This window comes from Streptomyces sp. NPDC048196, assembly GCF_040652715.1.
Lineage (GTDB): Bacteria > Actinomycetota > Actinomycetes > Streptomycetales > Streptomycetaceae > Streptomyces > Streptomyces siderophoricus.
The window spans coordinates 355,975-379,777 of sequence record NZ_JBEZMM010000001.1 but is presented as its reverse complement, the minus strand read 5'-3'; the positions used below and the strand labels follow the sequence as shown (position 1 = coordinate 379,777).

Annotated in this window: 19 protein-coding genes; 7 read left to right on the top strand and 12 right to left on the bottom strand. The window is 71.0% G+C overall.

Features of this window, described 5'->3' with window-relative positions:
* Positions 1-7 precede the first annotated feature (7 nt).
* Positions 8-1,615 (top strand): alpha/beta hydrolase, encoded by a 1,608-nt coding sequence (locus AB0E02_RS01790; RefSeq protein ID WP_362134841.1) that lies wholly within the window; start codon positions 8-10, stop codon positions 1,613-1,615.
* Positions 1,616-1,711: 96 nt separating this feature from the next.
* Positions 1,712-2,287, top strand: coding sequence for a hypothetical protein (locus AB0E02_RS01785; RefSeq protein WP_362134839.1), 576 nt, complete (start codon positions 1,712-1,714; stop codon positions 2,285-2,287).
* Positions 2,288-2,380: 93 nt separating this feature from the next.
* Here the strand turns inward: AB0E02_RS01785 and AB0E02_RS01780 are convergent, their stop codons facing one another.
* Complete coding sequence (locus AB0E02_RS01780; protein WP_362134837.1) at positions 2,381-2,950, bottom strand: GNAT family N-acetyltransferase; 570 nt, start codon at positions 2,948-2,950, stop codon at positions 2,381-2,383.
* 348 nt (positions 2,951-3,298) lie between these two features.
* On the opposite strand from AB0E02_RS01780, the gene AB0E02_RS01775 reads away from it, so the two are divergent.
* A complete protein-coding gene (locus AB0E02_RS01775) occupies positions 3,299-3,799 on the top strand; it encodes a hypothetical protein (RefSeq protein WP_362134835.1) in 501 nt (166 codons plus the stop codon).
* 139 nt (positions 3,800-3,938) lie between these two features.
* Here the strand turns inward: AB0E02_RS01775 and AB0E02_RS01770 are convergent, their stop codons facing one another.
* Positions 3,939-4,220, bottom strand: a complete 282-nt coding sequence (locus AB0E02_RS01770) for a hypothetical protein (RefSeq protein WP_362134833.1) — start codon at positions 4,218-4,220, stop codon at positions 3,939-3,941.
* Positions 4,217-4,663 (bottom strand): hypothetical protein, encoded by a 447-nt coding sequence (locus AB0E02_RS01765; protein WP_362134831.1) that lies wholly within the window; start codon positions 4,661-4,663, stop codon positions 4,217-4,219. The genes AB0E02_RS01770 and AB0E02_RS01765 overlap by 4 nt, the downstream gene beginning before the upstream one ends.
* A 429-nt stretch (positions 4,664-5,092) precedes the next feature.
* Between AB0E02_RS01765 and AB0E02_RS01760 the strand changes: the two genes are divergently transcribed.
* On the top strand, positions 5,093-5,476 hold the full coding sequence (locus tag AB0E02_RS01760; protein ID WP_362134829.1) for a hypothetical protein: 384 nt from the start codon (positions 5,093-5,095) through the stop codon (positions 5,474-5,476).
* A gap of 9 nt (positions 5,477-5,485) precedes the next feature.
* Here the strand turns inward: AB0E02_RS01760 and AB0E02_RS01755 are convergent, their stop codons facing one another.
* The 4 genes from AB0E02_RS01755 to AB0E02_RS01740 all read right to left on the bottom strand — a co-directional run bounded on the left by AB0E02_RS01755 (position 5,486) and on the right by AB0E02_RS01740 (position 9,631).
* On the bottom strand, positions 5,486-7,093 hold the full coding sequence (locus AB0E02_RS01755; RefSeq protein ID WP_362134827.1) for a HAMP domain-containing sensor histidine kinase: 1,608 nt from the start codon (positions 7,091-7,093) through the stop codon (positions 5,486-5,488).
* Positions 7,090-7,800, bottom strand: coding sequence for a response regulator transcription factor (locus AB0E02_RS01750; RefSeq protein ID WP_362134825.1), 711 nt, complete (start codon positions 7,798-7,800; stop codon positions 7,090-7,092). The genes AB0E02_RS01755 and AB0E02_RS01750 overlap by 4 nt, the downstream gene beginning before the upstream one ends.
* Before the next feature lie 233 nt (positions 7,801-8,033).
* Positions 8,034-9,263: a DUF6596 domain-containing protein gene (locus tag AB0E02_RS01745; RefSeq protein ID WP_362134823.1), complete on the bottom strand. Its 1,230-nt coding sequence runs from the start codon at positions 9,261-9,263 to the stop codon at positions 8,034-8,036.
* The gene (locus AB0E02_RS01740; RefSeq protein ID WP_362134821.1) at positions 9,260-9,631 is read right to left on the bottom strand and encodes a YciI family protein; all 372 of its coding nucleotides are present in this window, start codon (positions 9,629-9,631) and stop codon (positions 9,260-9,262) included. Before AB0E02_RS01740 ends, AB0E02_RS01745 begins: the two co-directional genes overlap by 4 nt.
* A gap of 294 nt (positions 9,632-9,925) precedes the next feature.
* Here AB0E02_RS01740 and AB0E02_RS01735 point away from each other — a divergent pair, with 294 nt between their 5' ends.
* Complete coding sequence (locus AB0E02_RS01735; RefSeq protein ID WP_362134819.1) at positions 9,926-11,437, top strand: MFS transporter; 1,512 nt, start codon at positions 9,926-9,928, stop codon at positions 11,435-11,437.
* A 36-nt stretch (positions 11,438-11,473) separates the two neighbouring features.
* Here the strand turns inward: AB0E02_RS01735 and AB0E02_RS01730 are convergent, their stop codons facing one another.
* The gene (locus AB0E02_RS01730; protein WP_362134817.1) at positions 11,474-12,463 is read right to left on the bottom strand and encodes an ornithine cyclodeaminase family protein; all 990 of its coding nucleotides are present in this window, start codon (positions 12,461-12,463) and stop codon (positions 11,474-11,476) included.
* 385 nt (positions 12,464-12,848) lie between these two features.
* Here AB0E02_RS01730 and polX point away from each other — a divergent pair, with 385 nt between their 5' ends.
* The gene (gene polX, locus AB0E02_RS01725) at positions 12,849-14,582 is read left to right on the top strand and encodes a DNA polymerase/3'-5' exonuclease PolX (protein ID WP_362134815.1); all 1,734 of its coding nucleotides are present in this window, start codon (positions 12,849-12,851) and stop codon (positions 14,580-14,582) included.
* On the opposite strand, the gene leuA is transcribed toward polX, so the two are convergent.
* The 3 genes from leuA to AB0E02_RS01710 all read right to left on the bottom strand — a co-directional run bounded on the left by leuA (position 14,521) and on the right by AB0E02_RS01710 (position 19,734).
* Complete coding sequence (leuA, locus tag AB0E02_RS01720) at positions 14,521-16,260, bottom strand: 2-isopropylmalate synthase (protein ID WP_362134813.1); 1,740 nt, start codon at positions 16,258-16,260, stop codon at positions 14,521-14,523. The genes polX and leuA overlap by 62 nt on opposite strands.
* Before the next feature lie 61 nt (positions 16,261-16,321).
* Positions 16,322-18,259, bottom strand: a complete 1,938-nt coding sequence (locus tag AB0E02_RS01715; RefSeq protein ID WP_362134811.1) for a radical SAM protein — start codon at positions 18,257-18,259, stop codon at positions 16,322-16,324.
* 278 nt (positions 18,260-18,537) lie between these two features.
* Positions 18,538-19,734 (bottom strand): aminotransferase class I/II-fold pyridoxal phosphate-dependent enzyme, encoded by a 1,197-nt coding sequence (locus AB0E02_RS01710; RefSeq protein ID WP_362134809.1) that lies wholly within the window; start codon positions 19,732-19,734, stop codon positions 18,538-18,540.
* Positions 19,735-20,090: 356 nt separating this feature from the next.
* On the opposite strand from AB0E02_RS01710, the gene AB0E02_RS01705 reads away from it, so the two are divergent.
* The gene (locus AB0E02_RS01705; protein ID WP_362134807.1) at positions 20,091-22,568 is read left to right on the top strand and encodes an amino acid adenylation domain-containing protein; all 2,478 of its coding nucleotides are present in this window, start codon (positions 20,091-20,093) and stop codon (positions 22,566-22,568) included.
* Positions 22,569-22,583: 15 nt separating this feature from the next.
* On the opposite strand, the gene AB0E02_RS01700 is transcribed toward AB0E02_RS01705, so the two are convergent.
* Complete coding sequence (locus tag AB0E02_RS01700; RefSeq protein ID WP_362134805.1) at positions 22,584-23,798, bottom strand: cytochrome P450; 1,215 nt, start codon at positions 23,796-23,798, stop codon at positions 22,584-22,586.
* Between the last annotated feature and the right edge of the window lie 5 nt (positions 23,799-23,803).

Below are 23,803 nucleotides of genomic sequence, written 5' to 3'. Positions count from 1 at the left end.
CCGGTAGATGAAGGAACACGTCCGGGAGGGTTCGATGGCAGGGTCGTGGGTTTCGGGGAGGGTGCCGCGTCCGCGGTGGTGGGGCGCGTCCGCACTGGCGGGCGTGGCCGCAGCGGTGGTGGCCGCGACGGTGCTGCCGGCGGGCGGGGCGCAGGCCACCGGGGCAGGGATGCGGGTGCCCGCCCGGTACGCGCAGCAGCGGCTGGACTGGCAGCCCTGTGAGGGCGCTTCGTCACTGGAGTGCGCGCGGATGACGGTGCCGCGCGACTGGCACCGGCCGGATGCCGGTGTGGACCTCACCGTGGCGGTCTCCCGGCACCGGGCGAGCAACCCCGCCGGGCGGCGCGGGGTGCTGATGATGGCGGCGGGCGGGCCGGGTGCCTCGGGGCTGAACCGACCGGAGGGTTTCGTCAAGGACGAGCCCGCGGTGGGCGCCGCGTACGACGTGGTCAGTTTCGACCAGCGCGGCGTCGGTCGCAGCACCCGCCCGGTGTGCCAGACCGACGCGGAGTTCCGGGAGTTCTTCGCGCACGACTTCCGGGACCGCTCCCCCGCCGCGGTCCAGGGCGTGCTGGCGCGGTCGCGCAAGCTGGTCCAGGACTGCCGGACCCGCAGCGGCGGGCTGCTGCCGTACCTGACCACCGAGCAGACGGTCCGTGACATGGACCTGTTCCGCTCGCTGCTCGGTGCACGGAAGATCTCCTACTACGGGCCCTCCTACGCCACGATGATCGGCGCCTACTACGCGACGCTGTTCCCGCGGCGCATCGAGCGGACCGTGCTGGACAGCAACGTCGGCTGGTCGGGTTCCTGGGAGGGGTTCGAGACGGGACAGCCGAAGAGCTTCCAGCGCCGGTTCGAGCAGGACTTCCTGCCCTGGCTGGCGAAGTACGACGCCGTCTACCACTACGGGCGGACGGCCCGGCAGGCCAAGGCCCGGTGGGAGGCGCGCCGGCGGGCGCTGGCGGAGCACCCGGTGACCGTCGGCCAGGTCGTCATCGGACCGAACCAGCTGGACAACGGCACCATCCAGGCCATCTACAACGCCAAGGAGGGCTTCCCCGCCCTGGCGTCGGCGCTCGTCGCGCTCGACCACGGGGACGGCGCAGGGGATCCGGAGCGGCAGCTCATGGAAAAGGTCTTCGGCTCGTATCTCAGCCCGGAATTCCTTGCCGAGTACTTCTCGGTCACCTGCAACGACACCGCCTGGAACCGCGATATCGACTACTGGATCCGACGGAGCGCCAAGGACACGAAGACCCAACCACTCGTCGGCGCACGGGATTTGGCCTTCTCATCGGTGTGCGCGTACTGGCCCACGACGACCGCGCCGAAGGTGAAGGTCACCGGGGCCGGACTGCCGACGACCCTGATGCTCAACTCGGTGCACGACCCCGCGACCTACTACGAGGCCGCCCTCCGGGACCACCGGGCCCTGCGCGGCTCCCGCCTGGTCACCGTCACCGGCGGCGGCGACCACGGTCAGTACCGCAACGGCAACGCATGCGTGGACGACATCGTCACCACCTACCTGCTGACCGGCAAGGCGCCGAAGCACGACACGACCTGCGCGGCCGGCCCACTCCCGGTCCCCGTCGGACCGGCCGCGAAGTAGTACGGCTCAGACAGCAGCAGGCCGGGATCACGCCCTGGTCCCGGCCGGGAGGGGCCTGCGAGCCTGCGGGGCGGGACCCTCGTCCAGAATCGGGGCATGGACGTCCCCAGGCTGCTGGAAGCCGCCGCACTGCTGGTCCCCGAACCCCTCGCCACCGAGAACGACCTCACGGTGAACGATGTCTGGGACCACCTCACTCACGACGAATGGGAAGTGGCGCTCGGTCTGCTGGAAGAACTCGGCGAGGTCCCTCCGCTACCGCTCGCGTTCTGGCAGACGCTCGCCACCGCCGCCGAGCAGATGCGACTGGAGCGCAGCGCGGCCTGGTGTCACTGGCGCTGCTACGAAGCGCGACACGGCATCATCCGTGCCGACCTCACCCTCGTACCGGCCGACGTGGCACGCCGACAGACACCCTTCTCGGGAGCCGGCGTCCTCCGGCCGATGTGGAACATCGGCAATCGAGCCCCGACCGGCGAACCGGCCCTCAACATCGCCGGCCTGTGGGTGGAGTTCGCGCCCCACCTGGAGCCCGGCGGACGGGCCACCGTACGCCTGGCCCCCCTCGACCCGGCACAGTGGCAGCACCTGCAGGCCAGCCAAGTCATCACCATGCACGAAGACCGGACCATCGCCGGAACGGCGGTCATCCTGAGCATCCAAGGGCCGTAGGCCGGGCGGGCCAGGCGTTGACTTCCGAGCGTGTGAGCGGGAGGCACATCCCCGCCCCAGGCGGTGGCCTCGCTCAACCGTGGGTGGACAGCGTCAGAGCAACAGTGCGAACCGGCGGCAGACGTGGATGCGGGCGAACTCGGTTCTCAACCGCTGCTCGTCGGCGAGGTCGGCGTGCAGGAACGCGGCCATCGGCTTCAGGCCCTGTCGGCGACTTCCCATCGCGCGGGCAGGTTCGCCGGGCTCGGTGTAGTGGCTCGCGTAAACATGCAGGTAGTGGTCACTTTCGGCGAACCCCATGGCGCGATACCAGCGCAACGTGTCGGGGAAGTCCCGGGTCCACGCATCAAGTGTGGTCAGTCCCAGAGCCCGGGCGCGGGATCTGGCCTCGGTGAGCAGCGCCCGGCCGTGTCCTTGGTGCTGGTGATCGGGGTGCACTGCGACCGTGTCGATGGTGGCCAGGTCTTCGTCGACCGTCACGTCCATGATGCCGAGTACGGTCCCGGAGTCTCCTATGGCCACCAACTCGAATCCCGGGGTAGGGATCTCTGGTTTGGCCTGCCGGACGTCATCGAAGTAGGGGGTGTGCAGGAAGGACAGAACCCGGCAGCGGAGCCATGACTCTTCGTCCGCGGCGGTGTAATCCCGGATGATGCGGCTCACGTTCTTGGTCTTCGTTCGTCACGGTGGTGGAAGCACTGGGTCACGAAGCTGAGGGGAGCATGACCGCAAGCCTGGGTCTGATCCCGGTCGTCGGCAACCGGTTTTCACGGCCGCTCAGCCGCGACAGACCTTGTCCGGCATCGCCGGGGGTGACTGTATTGCCGTCCGAGGCCGTCTCGTGCTGCGGCTGACGCGACGCAGCCGGTGCGGGCTGCGTTTACCATGTTCCGGTCAAATGATCAGAGCGGGGGAACGGGGGAGTGCAGATGGCTTTTTCGCCTTTTGGCAGCCGATGCACCGTCACAGCCGTTCGGTGCTCGTCTCGAAGCCACCACTGCAAAGGAATTCATGCGTTTCCATCGAGTACTCGCCACGGCCGGCACTGTCCTTGCCCTGGCATCGGTTTCCGCTTGCAGCAGCCTGCCCTCCGGTGGGTCGCCGCAGGGGGCCGGGGAACTTCTCCGAACGGCGCTCCACTGCGAGAAGGTCGACATCGCCCCGCCCCCGGAGGTGGCAAGGGCCGAGGCCATGGGCATGAAGGGCATCAACGGCGGTGGCGAGTGTGACGACCCGGCGGTCGGCGGCGGGGACGCCGACTTCCTGACCATCGAGGACATGGAGGCGTTCCAGACCGCCGTCAAGGGGGACACGTCCGAGCAGGACGACCTGATGATCGGGGAGGACTTCGCCGTCGACCCGAGCAGCGACGACCAACGCCGGAAGCTGCTCGATGCCGGGCTGCTGTTCCTCAACTGCGCCCCCGGCTTCCACGCGCCCGAGGGCAAGACCACCGACGACGGTGAGGTGGACGGCTGCGTGACCACCGACTACTCGCACGATCTGGACTGACGCGACCGAACGGCCGACGGATCCACGCGGCCCATGGCTGCGTGGATCCGTCACGTGCGCAAGTCGTGGGGCGGGGTGTCCGGTTGGCCTGCCCGATCGGGAAGGACCCACCGGTGCCCCGCCCTCCCCTACCGGACCCTCACTGCGGGTCCTCGGCCGCGTCGGCGTCGGCCGCGTCCGCTGCCTTCTCGGCCTCTTGGACCTTCTTCGCCATCTCCTGTTCCTCGGTGGACGAACCGGATGGCGTGCCGGCGGTCGGGGCTGAGGTGGGTGCGTGGGAGGCCGAGGACGCGCCGCTTCCCCCGGAGCCTCCGGGAGCTGCCGACCGGCCGGAGTCCTGCGAACAGCCCGTGACCGCCAGGAGCGGTACCGCGAGCGCCGCGGTCAGCAGCAGCGCGGCACGCCGGGAGCGTTGCCTCACGAGGCGGTGCCCTTCTTGTCACCGTCCTTCGTCGCGCACCAGGCCGCGACGGCCCTGAGGTCGGTGCGCTCGCGGGTGAGCGTGGGCTTGAGCTCCTTGCGGTGGGTGAGCCGGTCCTGGAGGAAGGTGGCGACCGCGTCGCGGTTCTTGGCGCGGGCGTTCTTCACCCGCTGTTCCAGGCGCGCGATCGAACCACGGGTGTGGGCATCGTCGTTGAGCCGGTCCAGTGCCTTGTCGATGCGCTGCTCCAGCTTGGGCACTCGGTGGCAGATGCCCTTGCCGTGGCCGTTGCCCTTGCCGTTGTGCGGGGCGGTTGCCGAGGGCTCGGCGGACGACGGGCTGCCGGAGTCCGCCGCGTTCGCCGACACCGCCCCGCTCAGCAGGCAACCGGTGAGCGCGAGGGTGGACAGGGCTCCTGCCAGAGCGATCTTGGGACGCTGCATGGTGGTGCTCCCTTCAGGAAGGAATGGATGAGGGAAAGTCTGGAAGTGCCTGGGATGTCAGGGGATGGATGAAGGCGGCCGCAGGGGCCTCGCAAAAGCGGGCGGGCGGGCCGTGTGGCAGAACGTAGGGGCGTTTTTTGTGGGGACCTTGTGAGCGGCTACGTGGTGCGTTCGCCGTCCGCACGGGGGCGTTGCGGGCACAGGGAATCCACAAGGATCGTCCTTATGGTCGGGGGTAGTTGAGCATCGGCGAGAGCATCGGCGACGGCGTCCGTAGAGGTCGGCGACGGTGTACGTGAGTGTCGGCGACGGTCAGGTGCACCGTGCCTCGAAGCTGGGAGAGAGACAGTGGACCACGGTGGCTTCCTCGTGTCGGACGAGCCCTTCTCTGCGGGGGCCACGGTCCTCACCTCCCCTGGACCACGTGACGTGCGGCTGCCCCTGAGCGGCTGGCTGCTGCGCGTCGGGCGGGGGTCCGAGGGGCGACCGGCGCTGGAGGTGCACAGCGGGGCCGGACTGATCGATGTGTCCGTCGTGAGCACGCTCTGTGTCTCCCCGCTCCGGGGTGGCCGGTACGGCGGCCGGGCGGGGAGGCACTGGACGCTGGCGTGGGGGCAGCTGCCGGCCGGCGCCGACGTCGTCGAGGCGTGCTTCGGGGGTTGGCGGCGCAGCCGGTGCGTCCAGGCGCTCACGGTGGCGGACGCCTTCTGGGTCGCGGAGGTCGGCGGCCGGTTCCGTTCGGTGCGGTGCTCCGCGGGGGCGGGCCGGGCCACCGCGCGGGTGGTCAAGGAATCCCGGCCCCGTACGAGGTGATGGGGTCGGTCAGGCCCTGGTCGGCAGCTCGTGCGTGCCCTCCCCGGGGACCTCGCTCAACCAGGCGCGGTGCAGTGGCAGTTCCAGGGTGCGGGTGTCGGCCGCCGGGTCGCCGGGCCGGGGCAGGTGGACCTCGAAGCGCACGCCGGTTCCCGTCGGCCGGTCCAGGATCCGTACCGTGCCGCGGTGCAGGGCGATCTGCTGGGCGACCAGGGTCAGGCCCAGGCCGGACCCGGGGCTGCCGGCGCGGCGGTGGAACCGTTGGAAGACCTGCTGACGCTCCTCGGGTGCGATGCCCGGACCGTCGTCGTCCACGGTGAGCACGGCCACCGGGTCCGCCGGCCGACCGCCCGGCCGGAGCGCCACCTCGATCCGCGCCGGCAGTCCCGCCCGGCTCCCGTGCACCACCGCGTTGCGGAGCAGGTTGTCGACCGCCATCCGCAGCCCCGGCTCCCAGGCGCTCAGCATCAGCCCGGGCGTGAGCCGGAGGGTCAGCCGGACGCCGGGATGGTGGCGCGCCACGTGCCGTTCCACATCCGCCACCGCCGCCGCCACCAGCTCGGAGAGGTCCACGACACCGAAGGCGTCGGCCTCCACCAAGTCGCCCTGGGCCAGCGCCCGCAGCGCGATCAGCGTGGCCATCAGCCGCTGCTGGCCGGAGCGCAGGTCGGCCAGGACATCGGCGCGGTCGTCCGGATCGAGGTCGGGGTGGTCGGTGAGGACGTCCAGATTGGTCTGCATGCCCATCAGCGGGGTGCGCAGTTCATGGGAGGCGGTCGCGGAGAAGGCCCGTGCGGTCGCCAGTGCCTCCTGGGTCCGCGCCGCCTGCTCGTCGTACCGGGACAGTACGGTCTGCAGGGTGCGGGCCAGGTCGTCCACCTCGGTGATCCGCGACGGGGCGTGGTCCAGGCGCGCCGTGCTGGTGCCGGGGTCGAGGCCGCCGGCCCGGCGCTGCAGGCGGCGCAGCGGGCGGGTGGCACGCTCGGCGATGGCCCAGGAGAGCAACCCGGCCAGTGGGGCGGCGATCAGCGCCACCACCAGGATGCGGTGCTGTACGGCGGTGACCTCGGCGGTCCCGGCCGATCCGCGGGAGAACACCCACAGCGTGCCGCGCGGACCCTTTCGGGCGTTCGCGCCGCCCACCTCGACCGACAGCGCCCGCCAGGCCTGGCCGCGGGCCCGTACGGTCACCGGGTCGGGTGCGGCGACCGGCAACGACGCGGGGGCGGGCGGCTGCGGGCCTGCCGCGGCCACCACCCGGTACCCCTGCGGGCCACCGCCCGTGGTCGTGTTCCGACCGGACACGGCCGGATCGCCGCCGGCGCTCCCGTCCGTCACCGGCCCGCCGCCGGCCGCCAGGAGCCGCACCCCGACGTCGAGGCCCGCGTCGAGCAGTTGCCGCTCCCGGTTCGCCGCCTTCCGCGGCTGTCCGCTCTCCTCGGTCCGCAGCAGCCCCCTGGCCAGCGGCAGCAGCACCGCGGCGCGTTCCCGCAGATGGGCGTCCTGTTCGGCGTGCACGTCGCGGGTGACCAGGCGCAGCAGCAGCGCGCCCGAGCCCAGTACCAGCAGGGGCATGGCGAGGCCCATGACGAGGGCGATCCGGGTGGTGAGCCTCATCGCGCGGCGTCCGTGGCGGATGCGCGCAGCACGAAGCCGACTCCGCGGACCGTGTGGACGAGGCGCGGCCGGCCGCCGGCCTCCGTCTTGCGCCGGAGATAGCTCACGAACGTGTCGACGGCGTCGGTGCGGACCTCGAAGTCGTAGCCCCACACCCGGTCCAGGAGCTGGTCGCGGGTGAGGACGACGCCGGCGTTGCGGGCGAGGACCTCCAGCAGCTCGAACTCCCGCCGGGTGAGCCCCACCGCCACGCCCCCGTACGTCACCTCGCGCGCGGCCGTGTCGAGGACCAGGTCACCGACCTGCACGAGGTCTCTGCCTGCGGGCGGGCGGCGGCGAAGCAGGGCCTGCAGCCGCAGGACCAGTTCCTTGAGTGCGAAGGGTTTGACCAGGTAGTCATCGGCGCCGGCCTGGAGGCCCGCGACCCGGTCCGCCAGCTCGTCCAGTGCGGACAGCATCAGCACCGGCACCTCGTCACCGTCGGCCCGCAGCGTGCGGCACACCTCGATGCCGCTGATTCCCGGCAGGGACACGTCGAGGACGATCACGTCCGGCGGGGTCCTCGCCAGTTGCGCGAGAGCGGTCGGGCCGTCCTCGGCGAGCGCGACGTCGAAGCCGTTCAGTCGCAGGCCGCGCCCCAGGGACCGCAGGATCATCGCGTCGTCGTCGACGACCAGGACTCGGTCGAGGCGCTTGGCCGCGCACATGCAGGGCTCCACTCTCATCTCATCGGGCGCCTCGGCTCATCCGCTCGCCCCGCAGTTGCCGCAGCACCATCGGCCGTCCGGCCCCTGGACCACCGCGCCACCGCATCGTGTGCAGTTCACTGTCCATGCCGTCCCGGTTCCCGACACACCCGCCGGCGGCATCCGTGCACGGTAGCCGCATCGGGAAGGTAGGAGGCAAACTTGTGGGTTTCCTGTGGATGCCGCGGGCAGCATCAGGAGGGCCGGCGGCTCTCCTGCCGCAGCCGGCCGGCCCGGGCTTCCAGGTAGCGTTGCTCGGCGATGCCGGCGGTGGCTTTCGCGGCGCGCCGGTAGTGCTCGTACGCCCCGGCCGTGTCGCCGGTTTTCTCCAGCAGGTGCGCCCGTACGGACAGCAGACGGTGGTGCCCGGCCATCCGCTCGTCACTGTCCAGGGTGTTCAGCAGGGCCAGCCCGGCCGACGGGCCCTCGGTCTCGGCGAGGGCGATCGCCCGGTTGAGGGTGACCATCGGGTTGGGCGCGATGCGTTCGAGGATCAGATAAAGGGCGTGCACCTGCGGCCAGTTGGTCTCCCGGGCCGTGGCCGCGTCGGCGTGCGTGGCGGCGATGGCGGCCTGGAGCTGGTAGGGACCGAGGGCCGGGCCCGCCAGCGATGACTTGACCAGCTCAAGGCCCTCGTCGATCAGCGCGCGGTCCCATTTCGTACGGTCCTGTTCGTCCAGCGGCACCAGGTCGCCGGCCGCCGTCGTACGGGCCTCCCGGCGGGCGTGGGTCAGCAGCATCAGCGCGAGCAGCCCGGTCACCTCGCCGTCCGCCGGCAGCTGTGTGTGCACCGTCCTGGTCAGCCGGATCGCCTCGTGCGCGAGGTCGGCACGGTGCAGTTCGCTGCCCGAGGAAGCGGTGTAGCCCTCGTTGAAGATCAGGTAGAGGACGTGCAGGACGACCCGTAGCCGCTCCTCGCGCTCCGCGCCGTCCGGCAGGCCGAACGAGCTGCCGGCGGCCTTGATGCGCTGCTTGGCCCGGCTGATCCTGGCCGCCATGGTGGCCTCCGGAACCAGGAACGCCCGGGCGATCTCGGCCGTGGTCAGGCCGCCGACCGCCCGCAGCGTCAGGGCGGTCTGGGAGGCGGCGGTCAGCGTCGGATGGCAGCACAGGAACAGCAGGACGAGCGTGTCGTCGGTGTCCGGGACGTCCTCGGGCACCACCTCGGCGGCCACCGCGGACTCCCGCTCGCGGCGCGCATGGTCGCTGCGCATCTGGTCGATGAGCCGCCGGGACGCGACGGTCATCAGCCAGCCGCGCGGGTTGTCGGGCAGTCCCTCGGCCGGCCACTGCACGGTGGCGGCGAGGACGGCCTCCTGTACGGCGTCCTCACAGCCTTCGAACTGGCCGTGCCGGCGTACCAATGCGCCGAGGACCTGCGGCGTGAGCTCACGCAGCAGGTCCTCCATGGGTGGTGCGGTCATGCCTCCAATTGTCCGTCAGCGAACATCACCTGCCGCACCTCGACCCCCAGACCGTCGATCGCGCTGTCCGGGATCTGCGTGGCCAGCTCGATCGCCCGCTCCTTGTTCTCGCAGTCGATCAGGTAGAAGCCGCCCAGATACTCCTTGGCCTCCAGGAAAGGTCCGTCGGTGACCGCCGGCTGACCATTGCGGACCCGCACCACGGCGGCCTGTGACGGGTCGACCAGCGCCTGCGTGGTGATCAGCTCGCCGGACGTCCTCAGCGACTCGATGAACGTGGCGTGGCCGTCGCCGATCCCCGCCTTCTCCTCGTCGGTCAGCGCGTCCAGCACGGCCGGGTTGATGTGCAGGCTGATCAGGAACTTCATCTCGTACTCCTGGTGCTTCTCGTGGTTCGGCGGGCCCTGGCCGGGCCCTTGGGCCGGTGGTCCTTCGACCGGGTCCTTCGATCGGTGGCCCTTCGACCGGTGGTCGGAGTCGCCGTCGTCTTCTTGACATCCCCGGCACCTCGCCCGCCAAGAAATTTCCCATGGGTTTTTCCCGTCGCATCCGTCCCCGCGATGTCAAGAAGCTCCCGGCCGCTCCGACCAACCGGCGACACGTCGAGAGAACACCTCACGACAACACGTCGAGAGAACACGTCGAGAGAACAGGGAGCTTTCGTGCTTTCGGATCTGCGAGCCCGCCGGGCCTGGCTGGGCCTGGTCGTCCTCATGCTGCCGACATTGCTCGTCGCGATGGACATGACGGCGCTGCTCCTGGCGCTCCCCCGGCTGAGCGCCGACCTGGGTGCCACCGGCGTCCAGCAGCTGTGGATCAGCGACAGCTACGGCCTCATGGTGGCCGGGCTGGTCATCACGATGGGCACGCTCGGGGACCGGATCGGCCGCCGACGGCTGCTGATGATCGGCGGAGCGGCGTTCGCGGTGCTGTCCGTCGTGGCCGCCTTCGCGGTGAGCCCGCTGATGCTGATCGTCGCGCGCGCGCTGCTGGGCGTCGCCGGCGCGACCCTGGCGCCGTCCACCTTGGCCCTGATCACCCAGATGTTCCGGGACGAACGGCGGCGCGGGCAGGCCATCGCGATCTGGGCGACCTGTCAGTTCACCGGCGGCGCGCTCGGACCCGTACTCGCCGGATTCCTGCTCCAGTGCTTCTGGTGGGGGTCGGTGTTCCTGGTCGCCGTGCCGGCGATGGCGGTGCTGCTGCTCGCCGGACCGGTCCTGCTGCCGGAGTTCCGCAGCGACCGGGCCGGCCGGCTGGACCTGGCCGATGTCGGACTGTCGCTCGTGGCGGTGCTCTTGATGATCTACGGCATCAAGCAGCTGGCCGTCGACAGTGTCCCGGTCGTGCCGGCGCTGGCCCTCGTCGTCGGCGCAGCCACCGGATCGCTGTTCGTACGCCGGCAACTGCGGCGGGAGACGCCGCTGTTGGACCTGGGGCTGCTGCGCAACCGCCCCTTCACCGCCGTGCTCGTCGCGCTGGTCTTCGCCGGGCTCGCCATGGCTGGTACGGGCCTGCTGGTGACCCAGTACCTGCAGAGCGTGCTGGGCTTCTCGCCGGTCGCGTCCGCGGTGCTGTTCGCGCCGATGGGCCTGGGCGTGGCGGTCGGCACCATGGCCGCGCCGGCGCTGGCCCGGCGGATGAAGCAGACCACCGCGATCGCCGGCGGGCTGGCGGGGTCGGCGCTGGGCAGCCTGCTGCTGGTCGGCGTCGGCCCCGGCGGTGCGAGCGCCCTGCCACTGGTGATGACCGGCATCGCCGTACTGGCACTGGGCACCGGCCCGCTGTTCGCGCTGGGCACCGGGCTGGTCGTGGGGTCCGTGCCGCCGGCACGCGCCGGCTCGGCGGCGTCGATGTCGGAGACCGGCAACTACTTCGGCGGTTCGCTCGGCTTCGCGCTGCTCGGTCTGGTGGCCGCGGTGGTCTACCGCAGCCGGATGGACGGCACGTCCGACTCGCTGGCCGGCGCGGTCGCCGCCAGCCGGCACCTTCCCACCGGCCAGGCCGCGGAACTGCTGCACACCGCGCGGGCGGCGTTCACCACCAGCCTGCACGTCACCGGCCTCGCCGCCGCGGTCATCTTCACCGGACTGGCCGTACTGACCCTGACCATGCGCCCGGCCGCCCGAACGACCCCGGCCGCAGCCCCCGACTACGAGGCGAGCGGCGTGTAGCACCCGGTGGAGGCCGGTGCCGCGGTGGCCCTGGTCCTAGCCCAGGTCGATGTGCGTTCCCGCGGACCGTTCCCGGGCGGCTTCGACGACGAGGGCTGCCGCCGCGGCGTCCTGGACGGCTACGCCGACGGACTTGTAGAGCGTGATCTGCCCGGGCGCGGTGCGGCCGGGCCGGCTCCCGGTGAGGAGTTCGCCGAGTTCGGCGTGCACATGGTCCGCGGTGATGACGCCGTCGCGGATCGGGTGGAGCAGGTCGTTGCTCCCGGCGGGGAAGGGGGCCAGGGCCGCCTGCCGCGATTCGACGCAGACCAGGGCGTCGGCGATGGTGGCGTCGTCGACCTCGCGGCCGGCGGGGTTGAAGCCGACGGAGGTGACGTGGACGCCCGGGGTCAGCCAGGGGCGGCGGACGACGGGTGCGACGGCGTGGGTGGTGGCCGCGGCGATGTCCGCACCGTCGAGCGCCTGGGCGTAGGTGGCCACCGCCTCGGCGGGGATGCCGAGTTCGGCCGAGAGTTCGGCGGCGAGGGCGGTGGCGTGGGCCGGGTTGCGGCCGGCCACCCGGATGTGGCGGAGGGGCCGGACCCGGCACATCGCGCGGGCGTGGGAACGGGCCTGGGCGCCGGTGCCCAGCAGGGCCAGCACCGACGCGTCCGCACGCGCGAGCAGCCGCGCCGAGAGCGCCGAGCAGGCGGCGGTCCGCGCGGCGGTGATCGCCGTACCGTCCAGCAGGGCCGTGGGCTCGCCGGTGTCCGGGTCGAAGGCGACGATGAGCGCCTGGTGGGTCGGCAGCGGCGTACCGGCGTTCCGCGGGAAGACGGAGACGAGTTTGCTCGTCAGCGCCCCTGCGGAGGGCACATAGCCCGGCATGGCGGCGACGAAGCCCTCCCGCTCCGGCACCGTCGCCGCCACCCGGTCCGGCGCGGCGGCCCGGCCGGCGCTGAGGTCGGTCATCGCCGACGCCAGCGCATCGATCAGCGCGTCCATGTCGAGCAGCGTCTCCACCTCCGAGCGCCCCACCACCAGCATCCGGTTCGACCTCCGATCACCACGTCCGTCGACGCGGCACCACATACGGCCGGCACGGCACCGGCCGAGGAGTTCGACCGTAACGCCCGGTGGGGACGGACGGAGGGCGCGTCCCGTCGTCGGGCCCCGCGAAGTGACGCTGGAGGCGATGGCGGCGGTGGCGGGGGTGAGCGAGCGGGACTTCAGCCGCCGGTTCCGCGCGCACACGGGCACCACGCCGCAGTCCTCCCCGAACCGCGTGCAAAAAACGGGACCCGGGAGGCCGGGCAGGTCGGCGTGGTGGGACAGGCGGGCGCCGGGCCGTAGGGGGACGGTCGGTGACGGTCGTGTGCGCACGGTGACGGCCGGCCGTGCCGCGGGGCCGATACGGGCGCACCCTGGAGGTATGGTCCGCGCCAATGAGGAGGTCGAGGCGCTGCTGCAGGAGTACGCCGACCTCATCGCGATCAGTGGTGGCGACGCCTTCAAGGCCCGTGCCTACGAGAAGGCCGCCCGCGCCGTCGGTGGCTACCCCGTCGACGTCACCCAGCTCGATGTGCCGGGGCTGCGGGAGATTCCGCACGTCGGCGCCTCGATCGCGGAGAAGATCGTCGAGTATCTGCGGTCCGGGCGGGTCGTCACCATCGAGGAGACCAGGGCCTCGGTCCCCGCCGGAGTCCGGGAATTGATCAGCATCCCCACTCTGGGCCCGCGGAAGGCGATGGTCCTCTACGAGGTGCTGGGCATCGCCTCTGTGGACCAACTGCTCGACGCCGTCCACGAGGAGCGGCTGCGGGAGCTCAAGGGGTTCGGTGAGAAGACCGAGGAGAACATCCTGCACGGCATCTCGCTGATGCAGAAGGCCGGGGAAGGGCGGATCCTGCTGGGTGCCGCCATGGAGCTGGCGGAGCAGATCGTCGCCGAACTGTCGGGGATCCGTGGCTGCAGACGGTGCACGTACGCGGGGTCGCTGCGCCGGATGCGGGAGACGATCGGGGACATCGACATCCTGGTCGCAGCCGAGCGGTCCGCGCCGTTCATGGCGGCGCTCGCCGAGCTGCCGTACACCGCCGAGGTCATCGCGCACGGGGAGAAGAAGACGTCGATCCGCACCACCAAGGGGCTGCAGGTGGATCTGCGGGTGCTGCCGCCGGTGTCCTGGGGTGCGGGACTGCAGTACTTCACCGGGTCGAAGGCGCACAACATCCGCACTCGGGCGATCGCGGTGCGCCACAAGCTCAAGCTGTCCGAGTACGGGCTGTTCCACGCCAAGAGCGGCGAGATGATCACCTCGGAGACGGAGGAGGGGATCTACGACCGGCTGGGGCTGCCGTGGATCCCGCCGACCCTGCGGGAGGACCGCGGTGAGGTCGCGGCCGGGCTCCGGGGCGAACTGCCCGACCTGGTCACCGAGCGCGACATCCGCGGCGATCTGCACACCCATACCGACCTCACCGACGGCCTCTCGTCCCTGGACGACATGGTCGCCGCGGCCGCCGGACGTGGTTATGCCTATTACGCCGTCACCGACCATGCTCCGAACCTCTATATGCAGCGGATGACCGACGAGAAGATGCTCGCGCAGCGGGAGGAGGTACGTGCGCTGGACCGCCGGTACCACGGGATGCGACTGCTGCACGGCACCGAACTCAACATCGGGCCGGACGGTGAGGTCGACTGGCCGGACGAATTCCTGGCGGGTTTCGACCTCTGTGTCGCCTCCGTCCACTCGCACTTCAACCAGAGCCGGCAGGCCCTCACCCGGCGCCTGATCCGTGCCTGTGAGAATCCGTACGTGGCCGTGATCGGTCATCCCACGACGCGCCGGATCGGTAAACGCCCGGGAATCGACGCCGATTTCGACGCGGTCTTCGCGGCCTGCGCCAGGACGGGCACCGCGCTGGAGATCAATGCCCATCCCGAACGGCTCGACCTGTGCGACGAGGACATCCTGCGCGCCAAGCGCCACGGCGTGAAGTTCGCGGTGAATTCGGATGCGCACTCCACCACGCATCTGCCCTATCTGCGGTACGGCGTGGGCACGGCGCAGCGCGGTTGGCTCTCGAAGGACGACGTCATCAACACCTGGCCGCTGACGAAACTCCGGCGCTTCCTGCGGAAAGGCGGTTCACCGCGCTGAGGACGGCCTGCAGGGTGGCGGTGGCGGTATCGGGGGCGATCCCGGCGCCCCAGGCGGAGCGCTGGTGGTGGTCGATGCGGGCGTAGGCGGCGAACCGCGGGGCCCGGTCGCCGTCCGCGGGGAGGGGGTGCTGGGTGAGGTCCCCGAGGGTGAGGGCGGTGGGGTCGGGGGTCTCGGGGTGTGCCGTGGTGGCGAGGCCGTCGAGGAGTGCGTCGGCGAGTGCGGTGCCGGAGCCGGTCAGCGTCAGGGTGTCGCCGGTGCCGGTCAGCAGGGTGCAGGTGAGGGACCGGGTGGCGCCGTCGGCGGAGCTCTGCGCGGTGTGGTCGAGGAGGGCGAGCGGTCGGGTGGATTCCAGGTAGGTGCGCCGGAAGGCCGACCAGACTTCGTCGGCGGACAGCTCCCCTTCGGTGCCGTCGGTGTGCTCCTGGATGATCCGGGCGAATTCCGCCTGCAGCGGGCGCGGCAGGTCCAGGTGATGTGCGCTTTTCAGCAGGTAGGCCGAACCCGCCTTCCCCGACTGCGAATTGACCCGGATCACCGCTTCGTAGTCGCGGCCGATGTCCTTGGGGTCGATCGGGAGGTACGGCACGGCCCAGGGCAGCCGGCCGAGGGGGGTGCCGGTGGCGGCGGCCCGGTGTTCCAGGGCCTCGAAACCCTTTTTGATGGCGTCCTGGTGGGAGCCGGAGAAGGCGCTGTGGACGAGTTCGCCGCCGTACGGGTGGCGGGGGTGCACCGGCAGCCGGTTGCAGTATTCGACCGTGGCGGCGACCTCGGCGAGATCCGAGTAGTCGATCATCGGGTCGACGCCTTGGGTGAAGAGGTTGAGTCCGAGGGTGACGAGATCGACATTGCCGGTGCGCTCGCCGTTGCCGAAGAGGCAGCCCTCGATGCGCTCCGCACCGGCCATGCAGGCGAGTTCGGCGGCGGCGACGGCGGTGCCGCGGTCGTTGTGCGGATGGATGGAGAGGATGAGGGAGTCCCGCCGGTCGAGGTGGCGGTGCATCCATTCGATCTGGTCGGCGTAGATGTTCGGGGTCGACATCTCGACGGTGGCGGGGAGGTTGAGGATCATTTTGTGATCCGGGGCGGGGTCCCATACGTCGGTGACCGCGTTGCTGATCTCCAGTGCGAAGTCCAGCTCGGTGCCGGTGAAGGACTCCGGGGTGTATTCGTAGCGGATACCGGGGCTTCCCAGGTCCTCGGTCAGCTTTTTGCACAGCCGGGTGCTGCGCACCGCCAGGTCCTTGATCTGTGCGCGGTCCATCCCGAACACCACCTCCCGCTGCAGACAGGAGGTGGAGTTGTACAGGTGGGCTATCGCGTGGCGGGCGCCGGCCAGGGACTCGAAGGTGCGGTGGATGAGTTCTTCGCGGGCCGGCATGATGACCTGGATCGCGACGTCGTCCGGTATCAGGTCCTCTTCGATGAGCAGCCGGATGAAATCGAAATCGGTCCTGCTGGCCGCCGGGAAACCGACCTCGATCTCCTTGAATCCCATCCGGACCTGGAGTTCGAAGAGTTTCCGCTTGCGGGCGAGGTCCATGGGGACGGCGAGCGCCTGGTTCCCGTCCCGCAGGTCCACCGCGCACCATTGCGGGGCCCGGGTGAGGGAGGCGGCCGGCCAGGAACGGTCCGGCAGGTCGACCCGTGGGTAGGCGGTGTATCTCTCCGTGGGCATGCCCGAGGGCTGTTGCAGCGGCTGACCGGAGACAGGGCGGGAAGCGGGCATCAGGTTCTCCTCATTCCGCGCCGGCCTCGACCGGGACCGGTGCCGCGTCATTGCGGGCACCGCCCCAGCGGTGCCGGGTCTCGTGGTGGATGTGCCAGATGTCGTCCTCGGTCAGCAGGACGGAGACGACGTCGGGAAAGGCTTCCTCGAAGTAGATGTAGGGCTTTCGGTTGTCGATGCGCGGGGAGTGGTAGTCGAGCCGGTCCTGCATGCCGTGGGCCCGGGTGACGGGTGTCGCGGGGTGGTAGGTGAGGATGTTCGGGCTGGCCAGATCGATCAGCTTGTCGTCGATGAGCCGGCCGACCTCGTGGATGGTCTCGTCGATGCTCGACCGGGTTTCGCCGTCCAGGCCGAAGAGGACGGAGGTGCCCAATTGCAGACCGTGCGCCTTGACCAGCGCGGCGGCCTCCCGGACCTTTTCCCGCCAGGGTTTGCGCTCGTCCCGGCGGAGGTTCTTGTGGATATGGGTCATGACCTGCGTCGACATGCTTTCGATGCCGATGTAGACGTAGGTGCAGCCGGCTTCCTTCATCTTCCGCAGAATGGCGTCAGATTCTTCCGCGGAATGGAGTGCGACGAGGGTGTCGACGGTCAGCTGTGCGCCCCATTGGAGGCCGTGCAGCCGCTCGATGTCGTCGTCGTGAGGGAGGAAGTGCCGGTAACGGGCGTCGAGTTCGGTGGGCGGGGTGCGGCGTATGCGGCTGAGTTCTTCGCAGAAATTGCCGATGTCGCGGTAGCGGCCGCTCCAGAAGACCGAGTCGTCGAAGAAGAGCGAGGCGGCGCCGTAGCCGACGTATTCGCAGACCCGCTGGACCGCCGTGCCGATCGCATCGTCCTTGAACCGCTTGAGGCCATTGCTCAACTGCGCGGACTCGGAGCAGAAGTTGCAGCGGTAGGGACAGGCGTTGGACACCATGAAGTGGGCGGTGCGCAGCACTTCGCCGGATTCCGGGTCGGTGAAGATCGGGAAACGCGAGCGGATGGCGAAGGCTTCGTAGGGCGAGGGCAGCGTGGCGAGGTCGAGCGCACCGCCGCGCAGCGGTACCGCGTCGAGGGTGTCCCCTTCCGCCAGGACGACGAGGGAGTTGCCGGCACCGGGCCCCTCTTCGGCGAGCAGCCCTTGCAGACACGGCAGCACCTGGTCCCGGTCGACCCGGCGCCGGTCGAGGTCGGTGGCCAGTGCGAGGGCCCGCATCAGCAGGTCCACGGCGTGGTAGGCCTCGCCGCTGATCACCGCGTCGACCACCCGGGGCACCTTGCCCTGCTGCATGACGGCCAGCGGGCTGCTGGGCTTGAGCAGCAGTCCTTGGCCGTCGGGGGTGGCCGTGGTGGTCTCGTCGACGTGCCGGCCGCCGAGGATGACGAAGGTTTCCGGGACCTCGCGCTTGGCCAGTTCGGCGATCTGCAGCGCATAGCGGTGGGCGGGCGATACGGCGCTGATGAGGACGACCCGGGGTCCGACCTCGCGCAGCATCCGTACCCACAGGGCGCGGGCCGTGTCGTCCCACACCCGGGGGTCGAAGACGGTGCGGTCGGTGTTCGGGGCCGTTCCGTAGGCCCGGTATCCGTCGTCGCCGGCGGAGAGCCGGTACTTCTTGGACGGGAACCGGGTCCACTCGGGTGCGAGATCGGTGTAGTGCGCGGCGTCCGCCAAGGGGCCGGCGTCGGCCACGGCCCGGTGCACGGCGAGGCTCAGCGCCGTGTAGAGGCACATCGGGTCGCCCGGGTAGGTGATTTCCCCTTCGGACTGGGTCATGACGGGTGCCAGTACGGACAGCACCGGGAAATAGCGGGTTTCCGCCCGGCCGTCGGCCAGATACTCCGCCAGGCGTCGTCTGCGGGTGCGCCGTCGTTCCCGGAAGGCGTCGGGGTCGGTCACGTCCCCGGCTCGGTGCAGCCGTACGGTGCCGTTCCCCGAATACACCTTTTCCATGGCGTGCGTGGCCATCAGCCCTCCGGATTTCCGATTTCTTCCGGGGTCTCGGCCCGGAACGCGGACATCGGTGACGCAAGGGATCCGGTGGGACGCCACAATAAGAGCGGGTGGCATTCTCGCAATGGTGGCCGGGACGTTCTGCGCATGGGCGCCTGAACTCCCGTGGAAGTCCCCCGACTTTGTCCCCCGTGATCTTTCCGAACTTTACTAGCCCCGGCCCGGCGCGCGTCAACGACAAAAGAAAACTGTCCACATTGTCGTTTTCGGCCCGGGCGCCCGGGGCCCGGGTTTCATTCCCCGCGATGCCGGCGCAGCGCGGTGTCCATGCGCTCCAGGGTCTCTTCGAGGATCTGCGGTGACGTACCGAAATTGAGCCGGACGAATCCCTCGCCGTCGGTCCCGAAGGCCGGGCCGGAGAAGAGCAGCACCTTGGCCCGGTCGCGGAAGAACGGCATCGGGTCGGCGTCGAGTCCGAGGCTCCGGCAGTCGAGCCAGGCCAGGAAGGTGGCCTCCGGGGTGCGGCAGCGGATACCGCGGGGCAGCCGCTCGGCCAGCCGCCGACGGTTGCGGTCCAGGACCGTCATGACGTCGGCCAGCCAGTCGTCCCCCGCCGTCCAGGCGGCTTTCAGCGCCTCGACCGCGAGCACCCCCACCTGGCCGAAGAGCAGCCCGCGCCGGGCGTCGACGGCCTCGCGCACGGCCCGTGGGCCGATGTGGGCCAGCGCGCAGCGGATCCCGGCGAGGTTGAACGCCTTGCTGCCCGAGGTGAGGGTGACGGTGCGGGCGGCGATCTCCGGACCGAGCGAGGCGAACGGGATGTGGCGGTGCGGGGCGTGGGTCAGGTCCGCGTGCACCTCGTCGGAGATCACCAGCAGATCGCGCCGCAGGACGAGCTCGGCCAGCGCCTCCAGTTCGTCCCGGCGGAAGACCCGGCCGGTGGGGTTGTGCGGGTTCACCAGGAAGAGCACCCGGCAGCGCCCCGTGTCCCCGTCCGCGGCGGCGTGTTCCATGCGGGCCTGGTCGAACCCCCAGCCGTCCGGGCCCTCTTCGACGGGCACGGTCAGCGGTCTGCGGCCGATCTTCTCGATGACGTCGACGAACGGCGGACAGGCCGGGGTGTGCAGCAGGACGGCGTCGCCCGGGTCGGTGGCGACCTGGAGCGTCGCCAGCATCGCCTGGTTGATGTCGGTGAACAGCCGGGCGTGGGTGGGTTCGGGCCGGTGGCCGTACTTGCGCTGCGTCCGGGCGGCGAACACCTCCCCGAGCGGGCCGCCCTGGCTCTCGTCGAACCAGGTGGGGTAGCCGAGGTCGCCGTCCGCGCGGCGGATGAGCGCCTCGCGGATGGCGGGTGCGGTCGGGAAGTCCATGTCGGCGACCCAGGAGGACAGCATGCCCTCGCCGGCGGTCGCCCATTTCTCGCCGTCCCGTTGTGCGAGGTGGCGCAGATCGACGGCGTCGAGCGCGGCCGGCGAAATGTCGGTGCTCATGCGGCTGTTCCCCCTGCGGTCGGATGACACGGCGCCGTGCGGCCGGTCGGTTGCCGCGCGACAGGGAGACGGCGACGGATTTCCCCGCGTACGTCCTCGTCGAGGCCCCCTTGGGGAGTACATGATTATGCAGCAGGCACGGACCGGGGAATGTGACGCCCGCCACATTGTGGCGGTCAGCGTGGCCGGTTAATGTCGCCAACAGCCGGGCGCGCAGCCCGGATTGACCACCGAGCGGGACGGTTCCCGGGCTCGGAGGTTCCCGACCCGGCATCGGTGCGCAGCTGCGCCCCACCGATTGCCCGCCGCCGAAATGCACCCGCGAAGTCGAGAAACTCCGAGACAGGAGACGGTAATTGTCCTCCCATGCCGCCCAACTCCCCGCGGACCGGCCGCGCGGCGTCGATGCACCGGTGTGTACGGCAGTGGTGCGCCAGGAGATTCCGGGGCTGTACGACGACGCGGTCCGCGCGCTGGCCGCCTCGTGTGCGACCACCCCGGAGAATGTGCTCCTGGCCGGATTCGCCGCGCTGGTGTACCGCTGTTCCGGGCAGAACCAGGTCGAGTTCCGGCTCGTCCGGGAAGGCGGCAAGGAGGCGTTGCTCCGCTTCTCCGTCACCGGCCACAGCACGCTGCGCGGACTGGCGGGTGAGGCCGGCGCGGTAGCGCGTCCCGGGGCGGAGCCGGCCCGGATCGGCGTACGCATCGGCGCGCCCCCGGCGGACGGCGACCCCCGGCCGTACGAGGCCGAACTCGCCCTGCCCGCACCGGATGCGGGCTCCCGGTGGGCCGCCCTGCACTTCGACGACCGGCTCTTCGACCCGGCGACGGCACAGCGGATGCTCGGCCACTACGGGCATCTGCTCCACGACGGCGTGCACCACCCGGACCGGCCGCTGGAGCGGCTCACCCTGCTCACCGAGGCCGAGCAGCGCCGCGTCCTGCTGGAGTGGAACGACACCGCCGTGTCGCTGCCGCACGAAGGCGCCTGTCTGCACGAGGTGTTCGAGGAGCGGGCCCGGCAGGCGCCCGAGGCCGTCGCCGTGGTCCAGGGGACGGCCCGGCGGACGTTCCGGGAGATCAATGCCGCGGCCAACCGGCTGGCCCGCCATCTGCGGGACCTGGGCGTCGGCCCGGACGACCGCGTCGGCCTCTTCCTCGACCACTCCCCCGAGCTGCTCATCGCCATGCTCGGGGTGCTCAAGGCCGGCGGCGCCTATGTGCCGCTGGATCCCGCGTATCCCCGGGCCCGGCTGACCACGATGATCTCCGGTGCGTCGTGCGTGGCCCTGATCAGCCGGGCCGGGCTCGCCGACGCGCTGGGCAGCGGTGCGGACGCGGTGGTGCAGGGGCAGTTGATCCTGCTGGACCGGGACGAGGCGATCCTGGCCGAGTTGCCGGCGGACGACCTGGAGCCCGTGGCCGGCCCGGACAACCTCTGCTACGTGATCCACACTTCGGGCTCCACCGGACGGCCGAAGCCGATCGCGCTGCGGCACCGTGGCGTGCTCAACAACATCGCGGACCTCAACACCCGCTTCGCCGTGGGTCCCGGCGACAGTGTGCTGGGGCTGTCCTCGCCGAGCTTCGACATGTCGGTCTACGAGTTCCTCGGCATGACCATGGCCGGCGGCACCCTCGTGCTCCCGGCGCCGGGCCGCGGCAAGGAGCCCGCGCACTGGGCCGCACTGGCCGCGGAGCACGGCGTCACCGTCTGGAACACCGCCCCGGCCCTGCTGGAGCTGGTGCTGGACCACCTCGACGCGACCGCCGCCAACGGCCCCTCGTCGCTGGACCCGCTTCGGCTGATCATGCTCGCCGGGGACTGGATCCCGGTGAAGATGCCCGACCGGAGCCGGGAGTTCGCGCCGGACGCCCGGTTCATCTCGCTCGGCGGCGCCACCGAGGCCTCCATCTATTCGACGCTCTACGAGGTCGAGGCGACCGACCCCGGCTGGACCAGCATTCCGTACGGGCGGCCGATGGCCAATCAGCGGACCTACGTCCTGGACGAGGCGCTGCAGCCCGTTCCGCCGGGCGTGACCGGTGAGTTGTACCTCGCGGGCGACGGCCTGGCCGTGGGCTATCTCGACCTGCCCGACCTCACCGCCGAACGGTTCCTGCACTGGTCGTACGGTCCGGTGTCCGACGAGCGGCTGTACCGCACCGGCGACCTGGCACGGTGCGACGCCGACGGGCTGATCGAGCTGCTCGGCCGGACCGACCTCCAGGTCAAGATCCACGGACTGCGGGTGGAGCTGACCGAGATCGAGTCCGTGCTGCGGGACCACCCCCAGGTCAAGGAAGCGGCGGTGGCGGCGCAGTCCGATGCCACCGGCGCACCGGTGCTGGTCGGCTACGTCGTTCCGCGCGAGGGCGAGGCGATCGACCCGGACGAGGTCCGCGACCGGCTGGCCGCCCGTCTGCCGGCCCATATGGTTCCCGGCACGGTGCTGGTGCTGTCCGCCATGCCGCTGAGTCCGAACGGCAAGCTGGACCGCAAGGCGCTGCCTGCCGCCCCGTCACCGCACGACGAGGGCCGGGGCGGCACCGTACCCGCGGACGCCGCCCCGAGCGGGCCGTGGGAGGAGCGGATCGCCGCGGCCTGGCGCGAGGTGCTGGGGGTCGAGGCGATCGGGCGGGACGACGACTTCTTCCGGCTGGGCGGCGACTCGATGAAGGCCCTGCGCAGCATGACGCAGGTCCCCGAAATCACCTTGGTGGACCTCTACCGGAATTCGACGCTGCGGTTGCTGGCCGCGCACCTGGAGGCCACCGCCGGCGCGCCCGGGGCCGCGGAGCGGTCACCCGGGCCGGACGCCGCGGTCCAGTGAGGAGTCCCTCGTGGGTCAGCCGGCGGCGGTGCAGCGCACCGGCAGCCGGCTGACCCCGGTCAGGAAGCTGGACCGGAGCCGTTCGACCGGTCCGGCAAGCTCCAGTTCGCCCACCTGGTGGCGCAACTCCTCCAGCATCACCCGGAGTTCGACCCTGGCGAGCGGGCCGCCGAGGCAGAAGTGCGGGCCGTGGCCGAGGGTGAGGTGCCGGTTCGGGGTGCGGGCGAGGTCGAAGCGGTAGGGGTCCGGGAAGACGTCCTCGTCGCGGTTGGCGGAGGTGTTCCAGAGGGTGACGATGTCGCCCGCCTTGATCTCGCAGCCGCGCAGCGTGAGGTCCGTGGTGGCGGTCCGTCCGAGGTGGGTGACCGGTGTGGTCCAGCGCAGTACCTCCTCGACGGCGGAGTCGAGCAGGCCCTCGTCCCGGCGCAGGCGCTGCCACTGCTCGGGGTGCTCGATCAGGGCCAGCACGGCGCCGGCGGAGGACAGCCGGGTGGTCTCGTCGCCGCCGATGATGATGTTGTAGCAGTTCAGCAGCACTTCGGCGTCGCTCAGCGGGGTGCCGCCGGCCTCGCCGTTCGCCAGCAGGCTGACCACGTCCTCACCCGGGAACTCCCGCCGGCCGGGCAGCAGTCCGGCGTAGTACAGCAGGATGTCCTCCTGCGCGTCGGCCGCGGCCTCGGCGGCCTCGGGGGTGCCGTCCTCGCCCATCGCCGCCATCGTCAGATCGAGCATCAGGGTGCGGTCGGCGGGCGGTACGTCGAGCAGTTCACAGATGGCCATCAGCGGGATCTGGGCCGCCACATCGGCGACGAAGTCGCCGCCGCCGGCGTCCACGACGGCCGCCACCAGGCCCTTGGTGGCCGCCCGGACGCCGTCGGCGATCTGGGCCATGGCCCGGGCGGAGAACGCGCCCTGCAGCACCTTGCGCACCGCGGAGTGCCGGGGCGGGTCGGTGACCACCAGCATCCGGCCGCCGGCCGGGTCGCCCCCGGTGAGCAGGGTGCCGAGCATGTTGCCCTGTTCGGAGCTGAGCCGCGCGGTGTCGCGGTAGACGGCGGCGAGGTCCTGGTAGCGGGTGATCACCCAGAAGCCGGGGCGGTCGCCGTCGGCCTCGCACCAGGCGACCGGGTGGGCGTCCCGCAGGTCGCGCCAGGCGTCGCAGGCGTCGGGGTCCGGGTGGACCGCGGGGTCGATGAGGGCGAACGGGATGGTGTGGCGCGCTGCGGTCATGCGGG